We start from the raw sequence: 20,659 nt of genomic DNA on the forward strand, positions 1-20,659 counted from the left end.
AGCGCCCGCACGGCCGTGTTCACCCCCGTCGACACCCGCGCGCGGGTCGACACCGTCGTGCGCCGGCTCGGCGACGCCATCGAACTCGGCCTGCTCGCCGACGGCGAGCAACTCCCCGGCGAGACCGAGCTCGCCGGACAGCTCGGCGTCTCCACCGTCACCCTGCGCGAGGCCCTCATGGCCCTGCGGCAGCAGGGACTCGTCACCACCCGCCGCGGCCGCGGCGGCGGCAGCTTCGTCACCGTCCCCGAGGGCCCGCCCGAGGACCGGATCCGCGCCCGGCTCGCCGACTGGTCCACCGAGGAACTGCGCGACCTCGGCGACCACTGGGCCGCCGTCTCCGGCGCCGCCGCGCTGCTCGCCGCCCGCCGCACCGAGCCCGGTGAGCTGCGGCAGCCCGCCCGTACCGTCGAGGAGTTCGCCGCGGCCGCCGACCCCGCCGCCCGCAGCCGGCTCTACGGCCGCTTCCACGTCGAACTCGCCGCCGCGGCCCAGTCGGCCCGGCTCACCCGCGAGGAGATCGCCCTCCAGGCCGAGTTGGGCGCCCTCCCGGTCCTTGTCCTGGACGATCCGGGGTATGTCTCCCGCGTGGCGGATCGTCACCGCTCCGTGATCTCGGCCGTGCACGACGAGGCCGACGAGCGGGCCAGAATGCTGGCCGAGGAGTGCGTGCGCGAGACCGTGGGCCGACTGGTCGCCCTGCGGCTCGCGCCGCCCAGCCGCGCCCCCGAGCCGCGTCCCGAGGAGGACACCGATGGCCAGGACCACCGGGCCCGCCCGACCCGACGAAGCGGCGCCTGACGCGCCGTCCGCCACCCCGCCCCGCCTCGACGGCGTGCCGCCGCAGCCGCGCGCCGGGGCCGGCCGTCCCGGCCCGGGCTGCGAACCGGGCCTCGAACCGGGACGCGCCCCGGGCGCCGCCGCGGACCCCGTCGCCGAGCGCGTCCGCGCCACCCTCGACGGGGTCTTCGCGGCCGTCGCCGCCACCGGCGAGGAGACCGCGGCCCTGCTTGTACGGGCGGGTGCCGAGGGCCGCCGTCCGCTCCGGGACGACCTCACCGCGCTCCGCCCGGGCCTCCACGCGCGCCTCGGCGGCCTCGTCTCCGGCATCGGCTTCGTCGCCGCGCCCGGCCTCCTCGCCGACGTCCCCGCCTGGCTGGAGTGGTGGCAGCGCGGCCCCGACGGCAGCGTGCGGCCGCTCGTGCGCGACCTCGACCCGGCGCACTCCGCGTACTCCGACTACACCCACTGGGACTGGTACGCGCTGCCCCGCGAGACCGGCTTGCGGGCCGTCGCGGGACCCTACGTCGACTACCTCTGCTCCGACGAGTACGGGCTCACCCTCTCCGCCCCCGTCCACGTCGACGGCGCCTTCGTCGGCGTCGCCGCCGCCGACGTCTACCTGCGCCACTTCGAGGCGGCCGTGCTGCCCGTGCTCCAGGAACTGCCCGTCCCCGCCCGCCTGGTCAACGCCCGGGGCCGGGTCGCCGCCTCCACCGACCCGGCCCACCTCGCCGGCTCCCTCACCAAGGGCCCCGACGTCGCGGCCGTCCTCGCCGCGCCGCCGGCCGTCCACCACGACCGGGGCCTGCGCCTGACGCCGTGCCACGGCATGCCGCTGGTGCTCGTGACCCCCGAGCCGGAGCGGCTCAGTCGTTGACGGCGGTCAGCAGCACCACCGCGTCCTCGAGCGCCGTCAGGCCGTGGCGCTCCTTCGGGATCATCTGGAGCTGGCCCGCCGCCAGCTCCTCCGACCGGCCCGAGGCCGTCAGCTCGACCCGGCCCCGCAGCACCTGGAGGCTCGCCGCCGGCGGCGCGTTGTGCTCGTCCAGGGACATGCCGCCGATCAGGGCGATCACGCTCTGCCGCAGCACCCCGTCGTGCACCACCAGATGCGCGCTGCGTCCGTGCGCGTCCGCACGCGCCTTCTCCAGGTGCTCGTCGACCAGGGCGCCGAGGTCGAAGGCTTCGGGCTGCTGCATGGCGTCTCCCTGCGGGGTGCGCGGACGGACGTACCCAGCCTTGCGCGTACCGGGCGTCACGCAACTCGAGGCCGCCGCGCCCCGGCCGGCAGACCGAGCACCGTGAACCCCGCCGCCGCGAGCACCACCGCCGTCCAGCCGTACGCCCCGTACAGCCAGGCCGCCGTGAGCGAGCCGAGCGCGCCGCCGCCGAACGTGGCCAGCATGAAGACCGTGTTCACCCGTGCGGCCACCGCCCGCCCGAGCCCAAGGACCCGCGACTGGTTCGCCACCTGGCAGGAGCTCGTGCCCAGGACCACGAGCCCGGCACCCGCCACCAGGGCCACGGGGGAGCCGGGCGCCAGGCCCGCGACCGCCAGGCCGAGGGCCACGCAGCCCAGCGCCCACCGCCCGACGGGCCCCGCGCCGAGCCGGTCGGTGAGCGGCCCCGCGTACGCCGAGGCCAACGCCGCCGGCACGGTGAGCAACCCGAAGAGACCCGAGGCCCCCGGCCCGTAACCCAGCGGCGGGGCGGCCAGATGGAACACCAGCGCCGCCCAGAACACGCTGTACGCGGCGAACACGCACGCCCCACGCAGCGCCGACACCCGCAGCGCACGGTGCGCGCCGAGCAGCCGGGGCAGCCCGGCGAGCATCCGCCCGTACGGGACACGGGGCCGGTCCGCCGCGGCGAGCCGCTCCGGGAGCGCGCGCGGCAGCACCCACAGCAGCGCCGCCGTCGCCGCCGCGGCCACCAGATAGGCCGCCCGCCAGCTCCCGCCGGCGTCGGAGACCGCGCCCGAGACCGTACGGGACAGGGTCGAGCCGAGCGTCAGGCCCAGGCCGATGACGCCGACCACCCGGCCGCGCCGCTCGGGCCCGGCGAGGGCGGCCGCGACCGGGGTGAGGATCTGCGGGAGCACCGTCGTGGTCGACAGGGCGAGGGTCGCGAGCAGCAGCGTCAGGACGTTCGGGGCCGCGGCGGCGACCAGCAGGGCGGCGGTGGTCAGCGCGAGCAGGACGCCGGTCAGCCGGCGCAGCCGTGCGGTGTCGGCGAGCGGGACGAGTAGCAGGATGCCGAGCGCGTACCCCAGCTGCGCTGCGGTGGCCACCAGACCCGCCGTCCGGTCGGAGACCGCGAGTCCGCGGGCGACGGCGGCGAGCAGCGGTTGCGGGAAGTAGATGTTCGCCACCGTAACGGCCCCGGCCACGGCGAGGACGAGGACGTTGAGGGGAGCGGGAGCGGGAGCGGGAGCGGGAGCCGGGGTCGGGGCGGTTCCGGGACGCGTGGAGGTGCGCCGGTGGAGGGAGAGGAGGGTCACGCATCGAGGCTCCCTTGGCGGCACAGGCCCATCAAGGTGCGACAATGCAATCGGCGTTGAGCCAGACTCAACGATCGGAGGCCTGGTGCAGGCGGAGGGCGGACGCGGCACGGTGCTCGAACGACACGAACTCGAGGCCTTTCTGACCCTCGGCGACGAGCTGCACTTCGGCCGCACCGCCGAGCTGCTCGGCGTCTCCACCGGCCGGATCAGCCAGACCATCAAGAAGCTGGAGCGGCGCGTCGGCACCCCGTTGTTCGCCCGCACCAGCCGCAGCGTCGCCCTCACCCCGGTCGGCCGCCGCCTCCACGAGGAGCTGCGCCCCGCCCACACCACGATCCTGGCCGCCCTCGAACGCGCCACCGCCGCCGGCCGCGGACTGCTCGGCACCCTCCGCGTCGGCTTCGGCTCGCCGTGGGGCGGCGAGCTGCTCACCGCCGCAGCGGACACCTTCCTGGCCCGCCACCCCGGCTGCGCGCTCACCCTGCGCGAGGTGCCCGTGGACGCCGGGACCCGCCCGGTCGAGGACGGCGAACTCGACGTCCAGTACGTGGCCCTCCCGGTCGGCGTCACCGGACTCACCACCGGGCCGGTCCTCGTGCGGGAGGAGCGGGTGCTCCTCGTCCCGGTCGGCCATCCGCTGGCCCGCCGCACCTCGCTCGGCCTGGAGGACCTCGCGGGCCAGACCCTCGTCACCACCGGCCGCACCCGCTCCCGCGCCTGGCGCGAGGCCCACTACCCGACCCGCACCCCGTCCGGCGCCGCGATCCACCACGGCCCCGCGGCCGGCACCTGGGAGGAGGTGCTGTCCCTGGTCGGCGCGGGCCGCGGCGTCGCCCCGGGCGCGGCCCGCGGCGCCCGCTACCACCCCCGCCCCGGCATCGCGTACGTCCCCTTCCACGACGCACCGACCCTCGACTACGGCCTGGTCTGGCCGACCGCGAGCGAGAACACCCTGATCAGGGCCTTCGCCGAGACGGCGGCGGCCTCGGCCTGAGAGCCTCAGTGTTCGAGCACGGCCGGCGGCGGGCTCCACCGGCGCGAGCGGTTCACCGTGGACGAGACCCCGTAGTCCTTCTTCAGGTGCTCCGGGATGGCGTAGTGCATCACCCGGCCCCGGGTCAGCGAGGACAGCTCGAACACCGTGGTGAGATGGCCGAGGCGGTCGAGGACCCAGGCGCCCAGCGGGGAGCGGTCCTCCACGGTCTCCAGGACGCCCAGGACATGTGGGACCGCCTTCACCACGGTGTCCCACGGGGTGCGCGGCACCTCCAGCCAGTCGGCGCAGGTGTCGCCGACGAGATGGCGGATCAGCGCGGAGACGATCGGGTCGAAGAAGGTGCCCGGCACGACCTCCTCGTACAGGTCGATGAGCTGGCGGGTCAGCAGCGCGCCGTCGTCGGACGGGCCCATGTGCCGGAGCATGTAGAGGTCGAGGAAGCGGCGTGCCTCGTCGAGGTCCTTCGGCACCGCCTCCTGGTCGACACCGAGCATGGCGCCGACCACCCGCCACGCGTAGTAGTAGGCCTCCGCGCCCTCCGTGGACATGTGGATGCCGAGCCGGTGCAGACTGTCGAGGACGAGCATCGAGAAGAACATCTGCCCGCCGATCATGTCCTCCTGACAGATCGGTACCCCAAGGGTCGCGGTGTCCCAGCGGCCCTCCCGCTTCAGATGGTGGCGGATGGCGGCGTGCAGCAGCCGCACCTTCTGCGCGGCGGGTACGAAGCGGCCGCCCGCCTCGAAGGCGTCGGGCCGCATCAGATACAGCGTGAACTGGCCGGTCTCCGCCATCCGCTTCGACGGGTACTTCAGACCGTGCGTCGTCGCGAGCAGCTTCGCCACGTGCGGGACGAGATAGCAGGCGGGCATCGCGGCGAAGGACAGCGCCGTGGTGATGTGCACGTCGTTGTCGGCGAAGAAGAGCCGGGCCTGCTCCATCTCGCCCCAGTCGACCCAGGACGGCGCCGCGCTCGTGGAGTGCAGATACTCGCGGGCCACCTCGGGCAGCCCGTCCGGGAGCGGCGCGCCGGTCGTGGAGACGTACCTCATCAGCGTGTTGAACTTCCCGACCTCCCCGCGCTCGAAGAGGGTGGCGACCGTGGCGTCGGCGAGTTCGTCGCCGGCCAGGCGCAGGGCGTCCATCGACGCCTCGGTGGGGATCATGCGGGACTCCTTCGGAGCGGTCGTGGGGAGGGGGAGGCGGTCAGGACAACCGGGTCGACGCCGAGTGGGCCAGCGAGGTGAGCGCGGCGACCGTGGCGCGCGGCGCGTCGAGACCGTCGAGCGCGCCCAAAGCCTCGTCGACCCGGGCCGCGATCATGGCCTCCACGCGCTCCGGCGCCCGCACTCCGCGCATCAGCGCCCGCACCTCGTCCAGGCCCTCGTCGCCCTTCTCGTCGGCGAGCAGCGCGGTCAGCCGCCCCCGCTGGGCCGGGTCGGCGAGCCGCCAGGTCTCGGCGAGCAGCGCGGTGGGCCGCCGCCCGCGCAGATCGTCGTCGTCGGCCTTGCCGGTACGGGCCGGGTCGCCGAACAGGCCGAGCAGGTCGTCCCGCAGCTGGAACGCCTCCCCGAGCGGCAGCGCGTACGCGGAGTAGCCCTGGCTCAGCCGCGGTGCGGCCCCGGCCAGCGTGCCGCCGATCAACAGCGGCTGTTCCACCGTGTACTTGGCGGTCTTGTAGCGGACCACCTTGAGCGAGGCGGCGGTGTCGGGAGCCGCGCCCGTGCGCAGGATCTCCAGACACTCGCCCGCGACCAGGTCCCGTGCCAGCGCCGCCCACAGCGGCCGGGCCCGCGACAGGTACGCGGCGGGCAGCCCGCTGGTCACGAACAGCTGCCCGGCAAGCGACATCAGCAGGTCCCCGACCAGCATCGCGAGCGACCGGGCGGCGCCGCCGCCCCGCGGATGGTGCGGCACGGCGGCGCGCAGCGCCCGGTGCGCCGTGGGCCGCCCGTGCCGCAGCGGGCTGTCGTCGATCAGGTCGTCGTGCACCACGGCCGCCGCGTGCACCAGCTCCATGGACGCCGCCGCGCGCAGCAGCGCCTCGCTGTCCGGCTGCCCGGCGCCGCGCCAGCCCCAGTAGCAGAACGCCGCCCGCAGCCGCTTGCCGTGCGCGACCGCCGCCTCCAGCTCGGCGGCGACCGGCCCGAGCGAGGCATCGACGTCCACCAGGAGGTCGGCCTCCTCGGCGACGAAACGGTGCAGCACCTCGTCGATCCGGGCCCGGAAGGCGCCCGCCTCCCAGGCCTCAGTCGTCATCGCCCGGAACCGCAGCCGTGCCCGTAGCCGTAGCCGTAGCCGTAGCCGCAGCAGTGTCCGCGCTCGTGTCCGCCCCGCGCCGGCTCAGGACGTGCTGGGCGAGCACCTCCAGATGCGCCGGCGGCACCGCCGCGTACCGGTCGAGGGCGAGCCGCCCGCGCGCCCGCAGGTCCTGCTCGGCGTCCTCGACCAGCTGCGCCGTGTCGGAGCGCCGTAACAGCCCCCGTACCGTCCCCAGGGCCGAACCCAGCGTGCTCACCGCGAGGTCCGCGAGCCCCGCCACAAGCAGCACCGCCTGCTCGTCCCTGCCGCTCTCCCGTGTCACACCGTTCCCGTTCTCCGTGATCCGCCGTGGTCGCGGACCAGGGTGGGGGCGCGTCCGGCGGTGCGTACGGGGAACTCACCAACGGGTGAAACGGATCAGGCCACCTCGGCGGAGCCGACGGTCAGCGCGCCGGTCAGATGCGCGTACGCCATGTGCGCGTGCAGCCGGACCCCGGTCACCAGGGTGTCGTCGTCCGCATAGAAGCGCGGGTTGTGGTTGGTGACCAGGCCACGGCCGCCGGGGACCGGCACCGGACGGCCCGCCGCGTCGAGGGTGGCGTCCTGCACGCCGAGCATCACATAGAGGCCGCCGAAGCGGTTCACGAACTCGGACACGTCGTCGTAGCCGAGGGTGCCCCCGGTCTCCACCACCCGCTCCTCGCCCACCACCCGGCGCAGCGTCGGCAGGCCCGCCGCCACCCACGCGGCCGAGTTGTGGACCGGCGGCACCGGCTGCAGGAAGTCGACCGCGGCCGTCGCCCCGTACGCGGCGGCCGTGTGCTCGGCGAGCACGGCGAGCCGCCGCTGCACCTCGGCCATGTCCGACTCCACCGCGCAGCGCACGGTGCCCCACAGGGTGACGGTCTGGCCGATGATGTTGAACCGGCCGACGTCCTCCACGTGCCCGATGGACACGGTCACCGGGTCGAACGCGGAGACCTGACGGTAGATCTGGCCGATTCCGGTGAGGATCCCGCCCGCTGCCGGCATCGGGTCGATCCCCTGCCAGGGCGTGGAGCCGTGCGTCTGATGCCCGGTGACGACGATCCGCACCAGCGTCGACGCGGCGTACTGGTTGCCGATCCGGTAGCCCACGTACCCCTTGGGATACGGCGTGACGTGCAGGCCGAACACCATGCTCGGCACCGGGTCGGCGCACGCGCCCGCCGCCAGCATCGCCCGCGCCCCGCCGTCCTCGTCGACCGGCGGGCCCTCCTCGGCCGGCTGGAACACGAACAGGACGGTGCCGGGCAGCCGTTCGCGCACCCCGGCGAGCACGCTCGCCGCGCCCATCAGCATGGCCGTGTGGCAGTCGTGCCCGCAGGCGTGCGAGACCGGGAACGGGCCGCCCGGATAGTCCGCGTCGACCGTCTCCGACGCGAAGTCGGCGCCGCACAGGTCCTTCACCGGCAGGGCGTCGATGTCCGCGCGCAGCGCCACCGTCCGCGCCCCCGGCCGGCCGCCGCGCAGCACCCCCACCACCCCGTGGCCCGCGATCCCCGTGCGTACCTCGTCCAGGCCGAGCGACCGCAGATGGCCGGCGACCAGGGCCGCCGTCTTCTCCTCGCGGTTGGAAAGCTCCGGATTGCGGTGCAGATGGTGGCGCCAGGCGACGACCTGCCCGGCCGTCGCCTCCGCCGCCCGGTCGAGCGCGCCGCGGATCTCGTCGTGCGTCGGTTCCGCCGTGGGCTCCGCCGTCGGGTCCGTGCTCACCAGGGCCTCCGTAGGGATCGGTTCCAGGGACGGACGTCCCGCTCGCGCCCAGCCTGGCACGCCGCGGCCGCCCTCGCGGCGAGGACGGCCGTACGGCGCACGCTCCGGGTCAGGCGCCCGGGAACACCGGCGCCGCGCGTTCCAGGATCGCCGCCGTGTCCACGCCGTGCGGCAGGGTCCCGAAGGCGATGCCCCAGTCGCCGTCCAGGCGCGAGGCGCAGAAGGCGTCGGCGACCGCCGGGTGCCCGTGCCGGACGAGCAGCGAGCCCTGCAGCACGAGGGCGAGGTGCTCGACCAGACGGCGGGCCCGGAACTGCAGGGCCGCCGGGTCGTCCAGACCGGCCAGGTCCTTGCGGAGCCGGGCGACCGCCGCGTCCAGCCGCCGGTCGGCGCCGGCCGCGAGGTCCACCTCGGCGAAGAAGGCCTCCACGGCGGCCGGCTGCTTCGCCATCGCGCGCAGCACATCGAGCGCGGCCACGTTGCCCGAGCCCTCCCAGATGGAGGGCAGCGGCGACTCGCGGTAGAGCCGGGGCAGGTCGGAGTCCTCCACATAGCCGTTGCCGCCCAGGCACTCCAGAGCCTCGGCCGCGTGGACGGGGGCCCGCTTGCACACCCAGTACTTGGTGACGGCGAGCCCGAGCCGGCGCAACTGGTCCTCCTGCGCGTCGCCGGCGGCCGCCCGGTCCACGGCGCCCGCGAGCCGCAGCGCGGCGAGGGTCGCGGCCTCGGCCTCGACCGCGAGGTCGGCGAGCACATTGGTCATCAGCGGCTGCTCGACGAGCCGGGCGCCGAACGCGCTCCGGTGGGTGGCGTGGTGCACCGCCTGCACGAGGCCGAGCCGCATCCCGGACGCCGAGCTGATCGCGCAGTCGAGCCGGGTCATGTTCACCATGCGGATGATGGTGGCGACCCCGCGGCCCTCCTCTCCGACGAGCCGCCCGAGCGCGCCCTCGTACTCGATCTCGCTGGAGGCGTTCGACCGGTTGCCCAGCTTGTCCTTCAGCCGCTGCAGCCGGATCGCGTTGCGCGAGCCGTCGGGCAGCACCCGCGGCACCAGGAAGCAGGAGAGCCCTCCCCCGTGGCCTTCGGCACGGGAGGTACCCCCAGGCACCTGCGCGAGGGTGAGGAAGACGTCCGACATCGGCGCCGAGGTGAACCACTTGTGCCCGGTCAGCGCGTACGTCCCGGGCTCGCCGGTCGGCACCGCCCGGGTGGTGTTGGCGCGCACGTCCGAGCCGCCCTGCTTCTCGGTCATCGACATGCCGGCGATGATCCCGCGCTTCTCCGTCGGCACCCGCAGGCCGAAGTCGTACGTCGTGGAGGTCAGCAGCGGCTCGTACACGGCGGCGAGCTCCGGCTCGGCGCGCAGCGCGGGCACGGCGGCGTACGTCATGGAGACCGGGCACAGGTGCCCCGCGTCGGCCTGGCCCCAGACGAACACCTTCGCGGCGCGGGCCACGTGCGCGCCGGGCCGCTCGTCGGCCCACGGCGCCGCGTGCAGGCCGTGCCGGACGGCCGTGGTCATCAGCTCGTGCCAGTACGGGTGGAACTCGACCTCGTCGATCCGGTGCCCGTAGCGGTCGTGGGTGCGCAGGACGGGGGAGTGGCGCTCGGCGAGCCGCCCCCACTCCTGGGCCCGGGCGTCACCGGCGAGCCGGCCGAGCTCGCGCACCTCGTCCTCGGCCCAGCCGGCGCCCTCGCGGCGCAGCGCCTCCAGGAGCGCCGGGTCGCCGGCGACGTCGTAACCGGTGAGCGGCGGAACTTGGTTGGTGACCTCATGCGTGGTCGGCATCGGGAACTCCCAGGGCTCGCAGGGTGAAGGTGACCAGTGCGGGGACGGTGCCGGGCCCGGGGGCCCCGCCCGTCAAGGGGCCGATCAGCGCCTCCGCGCCCGCGCCGACGAGCGCGGAGGCGGTCAGGACGGCGTCCTGGGGCGGCAGTTCGCCGGCCCGTACCCCGTCCGTGATCCGTTCGGCGAAGACGTCGCGGAACGCGCGCCGGAAGACCAGGCGTTCGGCGTCGACGGCCGGGTCGACCGGCTCGGCGAGCAGCGCGTAGGCGAGGCGCGGCGCCTTGAGGGCGCGGCGCGCGAAGGTCTCGATGACCGCCACGACCCGGTCGGCGGCCGTCCGGTGGGCGCCGAGCGCGGCGGCCTCGGTGACCGCGGCCACCTCGCGCTCCACGACGGTCCGGAACAGCTCCACGGACAGCTCGGCCTTGCTGGGGAAGTGGCGGTACACGCTTCCGGTCGCGATGCCCGCCCGCGCGGCGACGGCGGCCACGGTGCAGCCGGCGTAGCCGTGTTCGGCGAGCAGACCGAGGCCCGCCTCGACGACGGCGGTGCGCTGTGCGTCGAGACGGGCCTGGACGGCGGGCGTGCGGCGGTAGACCATGCAAGAAGTGAAGCAGTGATTCACAGCTTCAGCAAGGGTCCGCGCCGGGCCGCCGCGGGAGGGGGCGGGGGATGGGCGGCCCGGTCCGGCTCCGGGGTCAGCCGGTGAAGATCTCCACGAACGACCACAGGGCGAGACCGGCCATGCAGACGCCGCCGATCCGCTGCACCGTCTTCAGCGGGACCCGCTTGGCGATGAACCGGCCGGCGATCAGGGCGAGCGCCGAGACGGTCATCAGGGCGGCGGCGGAGCCGATGGCGGTGGACCAGGTGCCGTTGGTGGCGGCGAGGTTGGCGGTGGTGATCTGGGTCAGGTCGCCCCACTCGCTGATGAACACGGCCATGAAGGCGGTCGAGTAGACCGGCCAGAAGCCGGTGACCGTCCTGCCGCCCGCCTCGTCCTCGTTGTCGTCGTCCCCGCCGCCGCGCAGCAGCATGAAGGCGCCGAAGCCGAACAGGAGGGCCGAGACCAGCTTGACGGTCCAGCCGGGCAGCAGCCCGATGAGGCTGCCGGCGCCGACGGCGATGGCCACGTGCACGATGAACGCGGACGAGGTGCCGAACCAGACGTACAGCGGACGCATCCGCGTGCCCATCGCGAGGGACGCGAACATCGTCTTGTCGGGGAGCTCGGCGAGGAAGATCAGCCCGAAGGCGGTGACGATCGCCAAGGGGTCGAGATGCATAACCGGAGAGGCTCTCTGCTCGGCCGGGCCCGGGACCGACACGGCGCCTCGGCGGGCGACGGGAGGACCACTCGGCCCGGCATGACGAACCACGCCCACGGAATGCGGACGCGGCGTACTGCCTGGCCGAAGGTCTCGCCCGCCCGCGCTGTCCGCGCGGACCCGGTCACCGGGAACCCGGGGGTTCCAGTGTGTCGACGACCGGTTCGCAGGGCTACTCCCCTTCGCTGCCCACCAGTGTATCCGACCTCGTGTCTCGGGTTCGTGGACGCTGTCGAGCAGGCTGCGTGAAGGGAAGTAGACAGTGTCTACGAAGATCGGATAGACAGGCCCCATGCCCGCAGACGCACCACAGCACCGCCCGGAAGGCGCATCCTCCGCCGCCCCCGAGGAGACCCTGCGCGACCGCCTCGTCCGCACCGGCGTCGAACTCGTCGACGCCGAGGGCGCCCAGGCGCTCACCCTCCGGGAGATCGCCCGCCGCGCCGGGGTCTCCCACGGCGCGCCCCGCCGCCACTTCCCCACCCACCTCGACCTGCTCTCCGCCATCGCCCGCGAGGGCTTCGCCGAACTGGGCGCGCGTGTGACGGAAGCGGACGACCCGGCGGGCGCGCCGCGCGCCCGGATCGAGGCGCTCGCCCGCTGCTACCTGGACTTCGTCCGGGAGCGGGGCGGGATGTACGAGCTGATGTTCCGGCACGACCTCCTGGAGAGCGGCCGGCTCGGCCTGCGCGACCTCAGCCTCCCGCTGTTCGCCCACCTCACCGACCTGGTCGCGGCCGCCCGCCCGGCCACCGCCGACCCGGTCGCCGCCACCGGTGCCCTGTGGGCCAACCTGCACGGCATCGCCCAGCTGTGGCGCTGGGGCAGCCTGCGCCTCGCCACCGGCGCGGAGGACCCGGCACCGCTGCTCGCCGCCGCGCTCGACGCCCACCTCGGGCGGGCGGACGGGGCGGCCGGACCGTCCGCGTCCGCCGCCCCGGCCGGAGGTGCCCGATGAGCCCGCGCCGGCACGTCGCCTTCGCCTGCAGCGTCATAGGCGCCGGCGTCGTCGCCCTCGACGGCACGGTCCTGACGATCGCCCAGCCCGTGCTGCAGCGCGACCTCGGCGCGGACACCGGCCAGGTGCAGTGGACCAGCACCGGCTATCTGGTCGCCGTCGCGAGCCTGCTGGTCTTCGCCGGGCGGCTCGGCGACCGCTACGGGCACCGCCGGCTCTTCGTCGTCGGCTGCCTCGGCTTCGCCGGCGCCTCCGCCGGAATCGCCGCCGCGCCCGGCATCGGCTGGGTCGTCGCCCTGCGCGTCCTCCAGGGCGTGGCGGGCGCGCTGCTGCAGCCCGCCACCCTCGGCATGCTGCGCGCCGTCTATCCGCCCGACCGGCTCGGCATGCCCGTCGCCGTGCGCACCAGCGTCATCGGACTTGCCGCGGCGGCCGGCCCGCTGATCGGCGGCGCGCTGGTCGACGCGTACGGCTGGCGCGCGGTGTTCCTGCTCGGCGTCCCGCCGACCCTCGCCATCGCCCTGCTCTGCCTCGCGGTGCCGTACGAGGAGGCCGCGCCGGGCCGCTCCGGCCACGGCCGGGCCGGCAACCCTGCATCAGCTTCGCCCGGGTGGGGTTCCCGCCGGCGAAGCCAGGCAGCGCGCCTCAAGCGCGGCACCCCGCCCCCGGCGGGCCCGGCGGGCCCGTCCCGTCCCGCCCTCGCCGCCCTCCGTGCCCTCGACCTGCCCGGCGCCGCCCTGCTCGGCCTCGCGCTCGCCGCCCTCGTCCAGGGGCTCGTCCACGGGCCCGCCGCCGGCGCCCTGCCCGCGCTCGCCGTCGCCGTCACGGCCGGCATCGCCTTCTTCCGCCACGAGCGGCGCGCGCCGGAGCCGCTGGTGCCGCCCGGGATGCTGCGGCGGGGACCGGTCGCCGCCGGGCTCGGGGCGCTGCTCGCGGTGTCGGCGGCGCTCTCGGGGACGCTGTTCACCGCCACGTACCTCTTCCAGGACACCCTCGGCCTCGGACCGCTGCCGACCGCCCTGCGGATGGTGCCGCTCGCCCTCCTGATGATCGTCGGCGCGCCGGTCAGCGCCGTCCTCGCCAAGCGGTACGGGGCGCGGCGCACCGCCACCACCGGGGCCGGGCTGCTCGCCGCCGGGGTGCTGCTGCTCGCCCGGCCCGAGGTCACCGGCAACGCGCTCGCCACCGGCGCCTGCGCGGCCCTGATCGGCGCCGGGTTCGGGGCCGTGATGGTGACGGCCACCTCCGTGGTCGTGCACCGGGCCGCCGAGGAACACGCCGGGGTGGCCGGCGGGCTCCAGCAGACCGCGATGAACACCGGCCCCGTCCTCGGTGTCGCCCTCGCGAGCGTGCTCCTGCCGTCCGGCACCGCCCTGCCCGCCCTCGCCGCGGCCGCCGCGCTCGCCGTCCCCGCCGCCCTCGCCCTGCCGGGGCCCGACCGGCCCGCGGGTGAGCCCGCCGGACCCGCCGGCGAGCCCGCCGGACACGCCAGCGGGCCCGCCACAACAGGCTCCGCCGCCGCCCCGAACGTACGATCATGAGATGCCCTCCGGTGGTCACCGCCTTCCCGGCACGACGGGGACGCGCACCCAGTTCAACCTCGGTCTCGCGCTGCCCTTCCTGGCCCTCGTCCTGGTCGTCGTCGCCGACCTGATCACCGCCGAGACGCAGCACTTCGACCGCCTGCTCGTGATCGGTCCGGCGCTCGCCGCCATCACCTGGAACGTCCGCGGCACCCTCGTCGTCGGAATCCTCGCCATGGTGCTCCGGCTCGTCCTGGCCGTGGTCCAGGGCGATCCGTCCACCGACACCGTCTCCGCCGAACTCGTCCTGGCGGCCGTCATCGCCGCGTCCGTCTGGGTGAGCCAGGTCCGCACCCGCTACGAACGCGACCTGAGCGAGGTGACCGCCGTCGCCGAAGTGGTCCAGCGGGTGCTGCTGCGCCCGCTGCCCCCGCGCCTCGGCCGGGTCGAACTCCACCTCCTCTACGTCTCCGCCGCCGCCAAGGCCCGCATCGGCGGCGATTTCTACGAGGCCGTACGGGTCCCCGGCGGCGTCCGCGTCATGCTCGGCGACGTCCAGGGCAAGGGCCTCGGCGCCGTCGAGACCGCCTCCGTGCTGCTCGGCTCCTACCGCGCCTCCGTCACCGACGCGCCCGACCTGGCCGCCCTCGCCGACCGCCTCGAAACGGGCCTGCAGCAGTACGGTGCCTGGGATCCCGACTCCGACGCCGCCGAACGCTTCGCCACCGTCCTGCTCCTCGAACTCCCCGACGACAGCGACGTCGTCCGGCTTGTCAGCTGCGGCCACCCCGCGCCGCTGCTCCAGCACGCCGGCCGGGTCCGGCCGGTGGCCTTCACCGACCCGTCGCTGCCCCTCAACCTCGCCGGTCTGTACGCCTCGCGGCATGTCGTCGAGGAGGTCCCCTTCGGGCCCGGCGACCGGCTGCTGCTTTTCACCGACGGGGTGAGCGAGACCCGCGACCGGGCGGGCGAGTTCTATCCGCTGCGCGCCCGCCTCGGCGGCTGGACCGACGAGCCCGCCGACCAGGTCCTGCCGCTGCTCCACCAGGACCTCACCGACTACGGCGTGGCCGGCCTCGACGACGACGTGGCCGCGCTGCTCCTCGTACGCCCGCCGGAACCGGCCGCCGTGTCCGCGCCGACCCGGCCCGGTGCCCTGCCGTAACGGGCCCGGGGCATTTCAAACGTGCGAAACCGGGCAGCCGGTGTCGCTCCTGCCCCGGTTGGGTGTCTCACGCGCCCTTCATGCGCTCTCTGGTGGCTCTGTCCGCAATGGGCCAGGCTTGCTGACCGTGCGCCGGCGGCCCGTCGTCACACGGGCTCCTCCCATGTCTCCGCCGCGGGCCTCTCCGCCGCGGGCCGCCGGCGCACGTACTGCAGGACCAGACGAGAGGAACGGGTGCACGTGCCCGACGAGACCACCTTCAGCTCGTTCATCAGCGAGGCCGTCACCGAGGCCGACCTCGCCCGGGTCGCCGCGCGCGGCATGTGGGCCGCCGACGGGCGGCTCGACCCCGACGCCGCCCGCCTCGGACAGACCCTGGCCGCCGCCCTGGAGGACGAGACCCGGGCGGAGCTCCTCCCCGACGCCCTCGCCGACCTGGTCGCCCGGGTGCGCGGCCTGGCCGTGCCGGGGTTCCCGCGCATCGAGACCCACGACGGCCTCCGGCTCTCCGCCTTCACCCTCCGGCAGACCGCCCCCGGCCCGCACCCGCTGGTCGTCATGCCCGCCGGCTGGCAGCCGCTCGGCTGGGCGCTCTTCATGTACGCGTACCTCACCCTGGCCGCCAAGGGCTACCACGTCGTCGCCTACACCCCCCGCGGCCTCGGCCTCAAGGGCCTGTCCTCCACCTCGCCGGGCTTCATCGACGTCGCCGGGCCGAACGACCGGGCCGACGGCTCGGCGGTCGTCGACCACGCCGTCGAGCACTTCGGCCCGAGCGCCATCGGATTCCTGGGCGAGTCGTACGGCTCCGGCATCAGCCAGCTGGTCGCCGCCCACGACGAGCGGGTCCAGGCCGTGGTCGCCCTCAGCACCTGGGGCAACCTCGCCACCTGCCTGTACGACAACGGGGTCCGCCACACCGCGGCCGTCGCCGCGCTCCTACGGCTGACCGGCGGCAAGGTCGAGGAGAAGTTCGACGAGCCGACTCGGGAGATCCTGGCGAAGTTCGACGCGGGTGTGGACATGGCGGAGGTCGTCGCGTGGGGCACGGAGCGCGCGCCCTGGTCGTACCTCGCCGAGACCAACGAGAAGGGGACGCCGACCTTCTTCTCGAACACCTGGCACGAGGGCCTGTTCGCGGCCAACCAGGTCCTGGAGACCTTCAACGAGCTGACCGTGCCCAAACGCCTCAACATGTGGATCGGCGACCACGCCGTGCCCGAGGGCAGCGGTCTGATCGCCCCGCCCGCCGAGCCCGGTGACGTCAACATCCCCATGCGCGAGGCGTACGCGTGGCTCGACCACCACCTCAGGGGCGAGCGCAACGGCGTGGAGGACTGGGCCGCCGTCAGCAACCAGGTCATGTTCACCTATCGCACGGTCCCGGTGCGCGACCCCGAGACCGGCCGGCCGACCGGCGAGAACGAGATCGTGGAACCGGCGCGGCGCGAGGACCGGGCCGACTGGTCCGAGGTCACGACGGGCACCGAGCTGCTCGCCCTGACGGCCGGCGGCGCGGGAGGCGCCGACGGCGGTCTCGTGCCCGCCGACGGGCCGGGCGGCGCGCCGGGTGAGGGAGCGGAACCGCCCGCCTGGGAGCGGTCCTTCATCGCGGGCGTCGACACCGAGGCCACCGCCATGGACAAGATCATGGAGACCGGAAAGGCGGAGTGGGCCGGCAACCCCAAGGTCTACGACACCCGGAAGATCGACCGCATCCACGCGCTGGTCTGGACGACGGAGCCGCTGACCGGGTCCGCGGCTGCATCCGGGGACGGGGACGGGGACGGGGACGGGGCCGCGGACGGGGCCGGGGTCGCCCGCCGGGTGCGCGGGATCCCGGAGCTGAGCCTGACCGTACGCTCCACGGCCCCCGCGGCGACCCTCGTCGCCCACCTCCTCGACGTCGACGAGGAAGGCCTCGGCCGGATCGTCACCCATGAGCCGCTGAACGTACGGGACCTGACGCCCGGACAGGAGCGGCGGGTCACCTGGCGGCTCCAGGCCGCCGCGTACGACATCCCCGAGGGCCACCGGCTGATGCTGGTGATCGACAGCAAGGACCCGCTGTACGCGGACGTGTCCGAGGAGGTCGCCGCGGTCTGGACCCAGACCACCATCGGCGCGTCCGACGACGCCCCGGCGGTGCTGGCGCTGCCGCTGGGCTGAGCGGCCGCGTTCGTGTACGCGGAGGGACCCGGGCGGACCGCCCGGGCCCCTCCGGCGTCACCCGGTCCGGCGACCGCCGTCGCGATCACGCGACGGGCTGGGGCGCGCCTCCGGGGGCGCCGGGCTGCTGCTGTCGGCGCGCCGCGGCGCCGACGGGGCAGGCAGGAGCGGCGGGTGCGAGCGGGCCGGGGGCGAGGTGAGGCGTGAGGCGGTCCCGGTGACGCAGCGGGCCCCGGCGGGCCGGGGTTGCGCGGCAGGGGCGAGGCTGCGGGCCAGGGTCGAGGCGCGGCGGCAGACGTTCAGGCCGCGCGGCAGGACGTCCTCGCGGCCATGCCGCGCGAGACGCAGGCCCGGCCCCAGGGGCCCCGGCGCGCGGGGCCGCCGGTCCCCTGCCCGTACCCGTAGCGCGGTCTCAGCTCCGGTACGGGGTGTTGGACTCAGCCCAGTCGGCGAGGGCGCGGGCGCATTCGGCGACCGAGTCGCGCCAGCTGCGGGCGGCGCCCTCGCCGGCCTCGTCGCTGACGTGCTTCACCATGCGCAGCGGGACTCCGGCGAGGGCGGCGGCGGAGGCCAGGGCGTAGCCCTCCATGTCGACCAGGGTGGCGCGCAGGGCGAGGCGTTCGCGGGACGGCTCGTCCGCGATGAAGGCGTCGCCGGTGGCGAGCACCACGTCGCCGCCCGCGGGCAGGGCGATCGGCGCGCCGTACGTCTCGCCGGTGAGGGTCGCGAGGAGCTCGCCGTCGAAGTCGTGCTGGATGACCGTGCCGACGACATGCGTGCCGGTCCAGCCGGGGCGCAGCGCGCCCGCCGTGCCGAGGTTGACGATCTCGGAGGGGCGGGTGCCGCGCCCGAGGACGGAGGCGAGCGCCGTGGCCGCGTTGACCTTGCCCATGCCGGTGAGGAGCACCGGCAGGCCGGTGTCGAGGTGCTGCGCCTCCTCCTTGACCGCGAGGACGAGCAGGGGACGGCCGGCGGTGATCTCACCCAAGAGTTCCATGCAGGTCACGCTACCCGCTGTCGCCCGATCGGCTCAGACCGGAAGGAGCCGTCCGACGAGCTCGGCGAGCTGCGCCGCGTTGCGGCAGGGACGCATCTCGACCAGCTCCGCGTAGGCGTGCGCCACGGAGTCGCCGGTCGACCACAGCGCGGGCTGCTCCGGGTTGAGCCAGTACACCCGGCGGGCCCGGTCCGCGATGAGCTTCAGGGCCGGGAGGTTCGGGTCGCTGCGGTTGGTGCGGGCGTCGCCGAGGATGAACACCACGCTCCGGGGGCCGAGCACGTCGACGTACCGCTCGGCGAACTCGCCGAGGGCCGTCCCGTAGTCGCTCTGCCCGTGCCAGCCGGTCAGCGTCGCCTCGGCGAGGATCCGCTCGCCGAGCCCGGCCGGGTCGGCCCGGCCCCGGGCCACCAGGTCGGTGACCTCGTCGACCCGGTTGACGAACGCGAACACCCGCACCCGGCTGAACCGGTCGTGCAGCGCCTGCACGAGCAGCATCGTGAAGTGGGCGAAGCCGGCCACCGAGCCGGACACGTCGCAGAGCAGCACCAGCTCGGGCCGTCCCGGGCGCCGCCGGCGCAGCACGGGCCGCACCGGCACACCGCCGGTGGACAGCGAACGCCGCAGGGTGCGCCGCAGATCGATCTCGCCGCGCGCCGCCCGGCGCCGGCGGGCCGCGAGCCGGGTGGCCAGCTTGCGGGCCAGCGGCCGCACGGTACGCCGGAGCTCGTCGAGCTGGTCGCGGCCGGCGAGCAGGAAGTCGATCCGGTCCGGGGTGGCCTCGACCGCCCGCCGGGCCACCCGGTCGCGGCCCTGCCGCAGGGCCACCCGGCGGCGCGCCTCGGTCCGCACCCGCTCCCGGAAGTCCTCGATGCGCCGCCGGATCTCGTCGTCGGTCAGCCGGTCGGCGAACTCCGGCTCGGCGTCGCTGCCGCCCCGGAGCGTCGCCCGGATCCGTGCCAGCAGGGTCTCGGGGCGCAGCCGGGACAGCGTCTGGTACGAGGACCAGCCGTCCGAGCCCGGTGTGGCACCGAAGCCGCCGAGCGCGCCCACGGCCTCGCCGGCCAGCAGGTTCAGCGCGGCGTCGTCGCCCGCGGCGAGCGCGGCGGCGAGCCGGTCGCGCAGCCCGGCCACGTCGGGACCGGAAGGCGCGCCCGGCTCCGGGGCGTCCTCCTCCCGCCCTTCGACGAGCGGGAAGTACAGGTCGAAGACCCGGTCGAACACCCGCCGCTGCCCCGCCCCGTGCAGCAGCGTCGCGGCCAGCGCCTCCCGCATCCGCTCGCGGTCGTCGAAGCCGACCGCGGCGAGCGCCTCGGCTGCGTCCACGGTCTCGCCCGTACCGATGCCGAAGCCGTGGGCCCGCAGCGCCCGTACGAGGCCGGTGACCCGGTCGCCAGGAGTGGAGGGGGCGGCGGGGACGGCCGGGGCGGCGGGCTCGGGGCGGGCGGTCACAGCGTGTCCAGGTCGAGCTTCGCCGCCGCCTTCCGGACGTCCTCCTGGTGCTTGAGGATCACGCCGAGGCTGCCGCGGACGACGTCCTCCGAGAGGGTGTCCGCGCCGAGCGCGAGCAGCGTGCGGGCCCAGTCGACGGTCTCCGCCACGGACGGCGCCTTGCGCAGGTCCATCGCGCGCAGCGCGCCGACCACCCGTACCACCGAGGCGACCAGGGCCTCGTCGAGACCCGGCACCTTGGCGCGGACGATCCGGCGCTCCAGGTCCGCCTCGGGGAAGTCGATGTGGAGGAAGAGACAGCGGCGGCGCAGCGCCTCGGAGAGCTCACGGCTGGCGTTGGAGGTGAGCACGACGAAGGGGCGGCGGGTGGCGGTGATGGTGCCGAGCTCGGGCACGGTCACCTGGAAGTCGCTGAGCACCTCCAGGAGCAGCCCCTCGATCTCGACGTCGGCCTTGTCGGTCTCGTCGACGAGCAGCACGGTCGGCTCGTCGGAGCGGATGGCGGTGAGCAGCGGGCGGGACAGCAGGAACTCCTCGCCGAAGATGTCCGTGCGGGCGTCGTCCCAGCTCTCGTCGCGGCCCGCGGTGATCCGCAGCAGCTGCTTTGCGTGGTTCCACTCGTACAGCGCGCGGGCCTCGTCCACGCCCTCGTAGCACTGCAGCCGGACCAGCCACGCCCCGGCGACGGCGGCGACCGCCTTCGCCAGCTCCGTCTTGCCGACGCCGGCCGGGCCCTCGACGAGCAGCGGCTTGCCGAGCCGGTCGGCGAGGAAGACCGTGGTCGCGACGGCCGGCGAGGCCAGATAGCCGGTCGCGGCGAGGCGCTCGGCGACGTCGTCGACGGAACGGAAGTACCCGGTCGTCATTGCTGTTCCCCCGGAGTTCCCTTGGGTTACCCACCAGTAGAGCCAGCCTACCGGCCGGTATGCCGCCGGTCACGCCCCCAGCCGGATCGGGCCGCCAGGGGCGCCGCGC

Annotated in this window: 18 protein-coding genes and 1 pseudogene; 7 read left to right on the forward strand and 12 right to left on the reverse strand. The window is 75.2% G+C overall.

Annotated features, from left to right (window positions below; translation table 11 throughout):
- The first annotated feature begins 15 nt into the window (after positions 1-15).
- Positions 16-801 carry a FadR/GntR family transcriptional regulator gene (locus JAO84_RS34815; RefSeq protein WP_265863405.1) on the forward strand — a complete coding sequence of 262 codons (786 nt, stop codon included), beginning with the start codon at positions 16-18 and terminating at the stop codon, positions 799-801.
- The gene (locus JAO84_RS34820; RefSeq protein ID WP_370416447.1) at positions 755-1,660 is read left to right on the forward strand and encodes a hypothetical protein; all 906 of its coding nucleotides are present in this window, start codon (positions 755-757) and stop codon (positions 1,658-1,660) included. The genes JAO84_RS34815 and JAO84_RS34820 overlap by 47 nt, the downstream gene beginning before the upstream one ends.
- Here the strand turns inward: JAO84_RS34820 and JAO84_RS34825 are convergent.
- Positions 1,650-1,982: a cupin gene (locus JAO84_RS34825; protein WP_370416448.1), complete on the reverse strand. Its 333-nt coding sequence runs from the start codon at positions 1,980-1,982 to the stop codon at positions 1,650-1,652. The two genes, JAO84_RS34820 and JAO84_RS34825, sit on opposite strands and share 11 nt — an antisense overlap.
- A gap of 56 nt (positions 1,983-2,038) precedes the next feature.
- Positions 2,039-3,283: an MFS transporter gene (locus JAO84_RS34830; RefSeq protein ID WP_370416449.1), complete on the reverse strand. Its 1,245-nt coding sequence runs from the start codon at positions 3,281-3,283 to the stop codon at positions 2,039-2,041.
- An 85-nt stretch (positions 3,284-3,368) separates the two neighbouring features.
- Here JAO84_RS34830 and JAO84_RS34835 point away from each other — a divergent pair, with 85 nt between their 5' ends.
- Positions 3,369-4,280 (forward strand): LysR substrate-binding domain-containing protein, encoded by a 912-nt coding sequence (locus tag JAO84_RS34835; RefSeq protein WP_370416450.1) that lies wholly within the window; start codon positions 3,369-3,371, stop codon positions 4,278-4,280.
- 5 nt (positions 4,281-4,285) lie between these two features.
- On the opposite strand, the gene JAO84_RS34840 is transcribed toward JAO84_RS34835, so the two are convergent.
- The 7 genes and pseudogenes from JAO84_RS34840 to JAO84_RS34870 form a co-directional block, all read right to left on the reverse strand.
- On the reverse strand, positions 4,286-5,449 hold the full coding sequence (locus tag JAO84_RS34840) for an oxygenase MpaB family protein (RefSeq protein ID WP_370416451.1): 1,164 nt from the start codon (positions 5,447-5,449) through the stop codon (positions 4,286-4,288).
- 40 nt (positions 5,450-5,489) lie between these two features.
- Positions 5,490-6,542, reverse strand: coding sequence for a polyprenyl synthetase family protein (locus JAO84_RS34845; RefSeq protein ID WP_370416452.1), 1,053 nt, complete (start codon positions 6,540-6,542; stop codon positions 5,490-5,492).
- Positions 6,543-6,609: 67 nt separating this feature from the next.
- Positions 6,610-6,867: pseudogene (locus tag JAO84_RS34850) on the reverse strand (polyprenyl synthetase); the annotation flags it as partial.
- 95 nt (positions 6,868-6,962) lie between these two features.
- Positions 6,963-8,300 carry an amidohydrolase gene (locus tag JAO84_RS34855; RefSeq protein ID WP_370416453.1) on the reverse strand — a complete coding sequence of 446 codons (1,338 nt, stop codon included), beginning with the start codon at positions 8,298-8,300 and terminating at the stop codon, positions 6,963-6,965.
- A 109-nt stretch (positions 8,301-8,409) separates the two neighbouring features.
- Entirely contained in the window at positions 8,410-10,092 is a 1,683-nt protein-coding gene (locus tag JAO84_RS34860) for an acyl-CoA dehydrogenase family protein (RefSeq protein ID WP_370416454.1), read from the reverse strand.
- The gene (locus JAO84_RS34865; protein WP_370416455.1) at positions 10,076-10,693 is read right to left on the reverse strand and encodes a TetR family transcriptional regulator; all 618 of its coding nucleotides are present in this window, start codon (positions 10,691-10,693) and stop codon (positions 10,076-10,078) included. The genes JAO84_RS34860 and JAO84_RS34865 overlap by 17 nt, the downstream gene beginning before the upstream one ends.
- A gap of 97 nt (positions 10,694-10,790) precedes the next feature.
- Positions 10,791-11,378, reverse strand: coding sequence for a TMEM165/GDT1 family protein (locus JAO84_RS34870; protein WP_370416456.1), 588 nt, complete (start codon positions 11,376-11,378; stop codon positions 10,791-10,793).
- Between the two features lie 334 nt (positions 11,379-11,712).
- On the opposite strand from JAO84_RS34870, the gene JAO84_RS34875 reads away from it, so the two are divergent.
- From JAO84_RS34875 to JAO84_RS34890, 4 genes are all read left to right on the forward strand, one after another.
- On the forward strand, positions 11,713-12,378 hold the full coding sequence (locus tag JAO84_RS34875) for a TetR/AcrR family transcriptional regulator (protein WP_370416457.1): 666 nt from the start codon (positions 11,713-11,715) through the stop codon (positions 12,376-12,378).
- Positions 12,375-13,919 carry an MFS transporter gene (locus JAO84_RS34880; RefSeq protein ID WP_370416458.1) on the forward strand — a complete coding sequence of 515 codons (1,545 nt, stop codon included), beginning with the start codon at positions 12,375-12,377 and terminating at the stop codon, positions 13,917-13,919. The genes JAO84_RS34875 and JAO84_RS34880 overlap by 4 nt, the downstream gene beginning before the upstream one ends.
- Position 13,920: 1 nt before the next feature.
- Complete coding sequence (locus JAO84_RS34885) at positions 13,921-15,066, forward strand: PP2C family protein-serine/threonine phosphatase (RefSeq protein WP_370416459.1); 1,146 nt, start codon at positions 13,921-13,923, stop codon at positions 15,064-15,066.
- A 240-nt stretch (positions 15,067-15,306) separates the two neighbouring features.
- A complete protein-coding gene (locus tag JAO84_RS34890; RefSeq protein ID WP_370416460.1) occupies positions 15,307-17,235 on the forward strand; it encodes a CocE/NonD family hydrolase in 1,929 nt (642 codons plus the stop codon).
- 412 nt (positions 17,236-17,647) lie between these two features.
- Here the strand turns inward: JAO84_RS34890 and JAO84_RS34895 are convergent, their stop codons facing one another.
- The 3 genes from JAO84_RS34895 to JAO84_RS34905 are packed head-to-tail and all read right to left on the reverse strand — an operon-like array spanning position 17,648 to position 20,550.
- Positions 17,648-18,232 carry a nucleosidase gene (locus JAO84_RS34895; RefSeq protein ID WP_370416461.1) on the reverse strand — a complete coding sequence of 195 codons (585 nt, stop codon included), beginning with the start codon at positions 18,230-18,232 and terminating at the stop codon, positions 17,648-17,650.
- Between the two features lie 33 nt (positions 18,233-18,265).
- Positions 18,266-19,684, reverse strand: a complete 1,419-nt coding sequence (locus JAO84_RS34900; protein ID WP_370416462.1) for a VWA domain-containing protein — start codon at positions 19,682-19,684, stop codon at positions 18,266-18,268.
- The gene (locus tag JAO84_RS34905; RefSeq protein WP_370416463.1) at positions 19,681-20,550 is read right to left on the reverse strand and encodes an AAA family ATPase; all 870 of its coding nucleotides are present in this window, start codon (positions 20,548-20,550) and stop codon (positions 19,681-19,683) included. Before JAO84_RS34905 ends, JAO84_RS34900 begins: the two co-directional genes overlap by 4 nt.
- Positions 20,551-20,659 lie beyond the last annotated feature (109 nt).

Source organism: Streptomyces fradiae, from assembly GCF_041270065.1.
GTDB lineage: Bacteria > Actinomycetota > Actinomycetes > Streptomycetales > Streptomycetaceae > Streptomyces.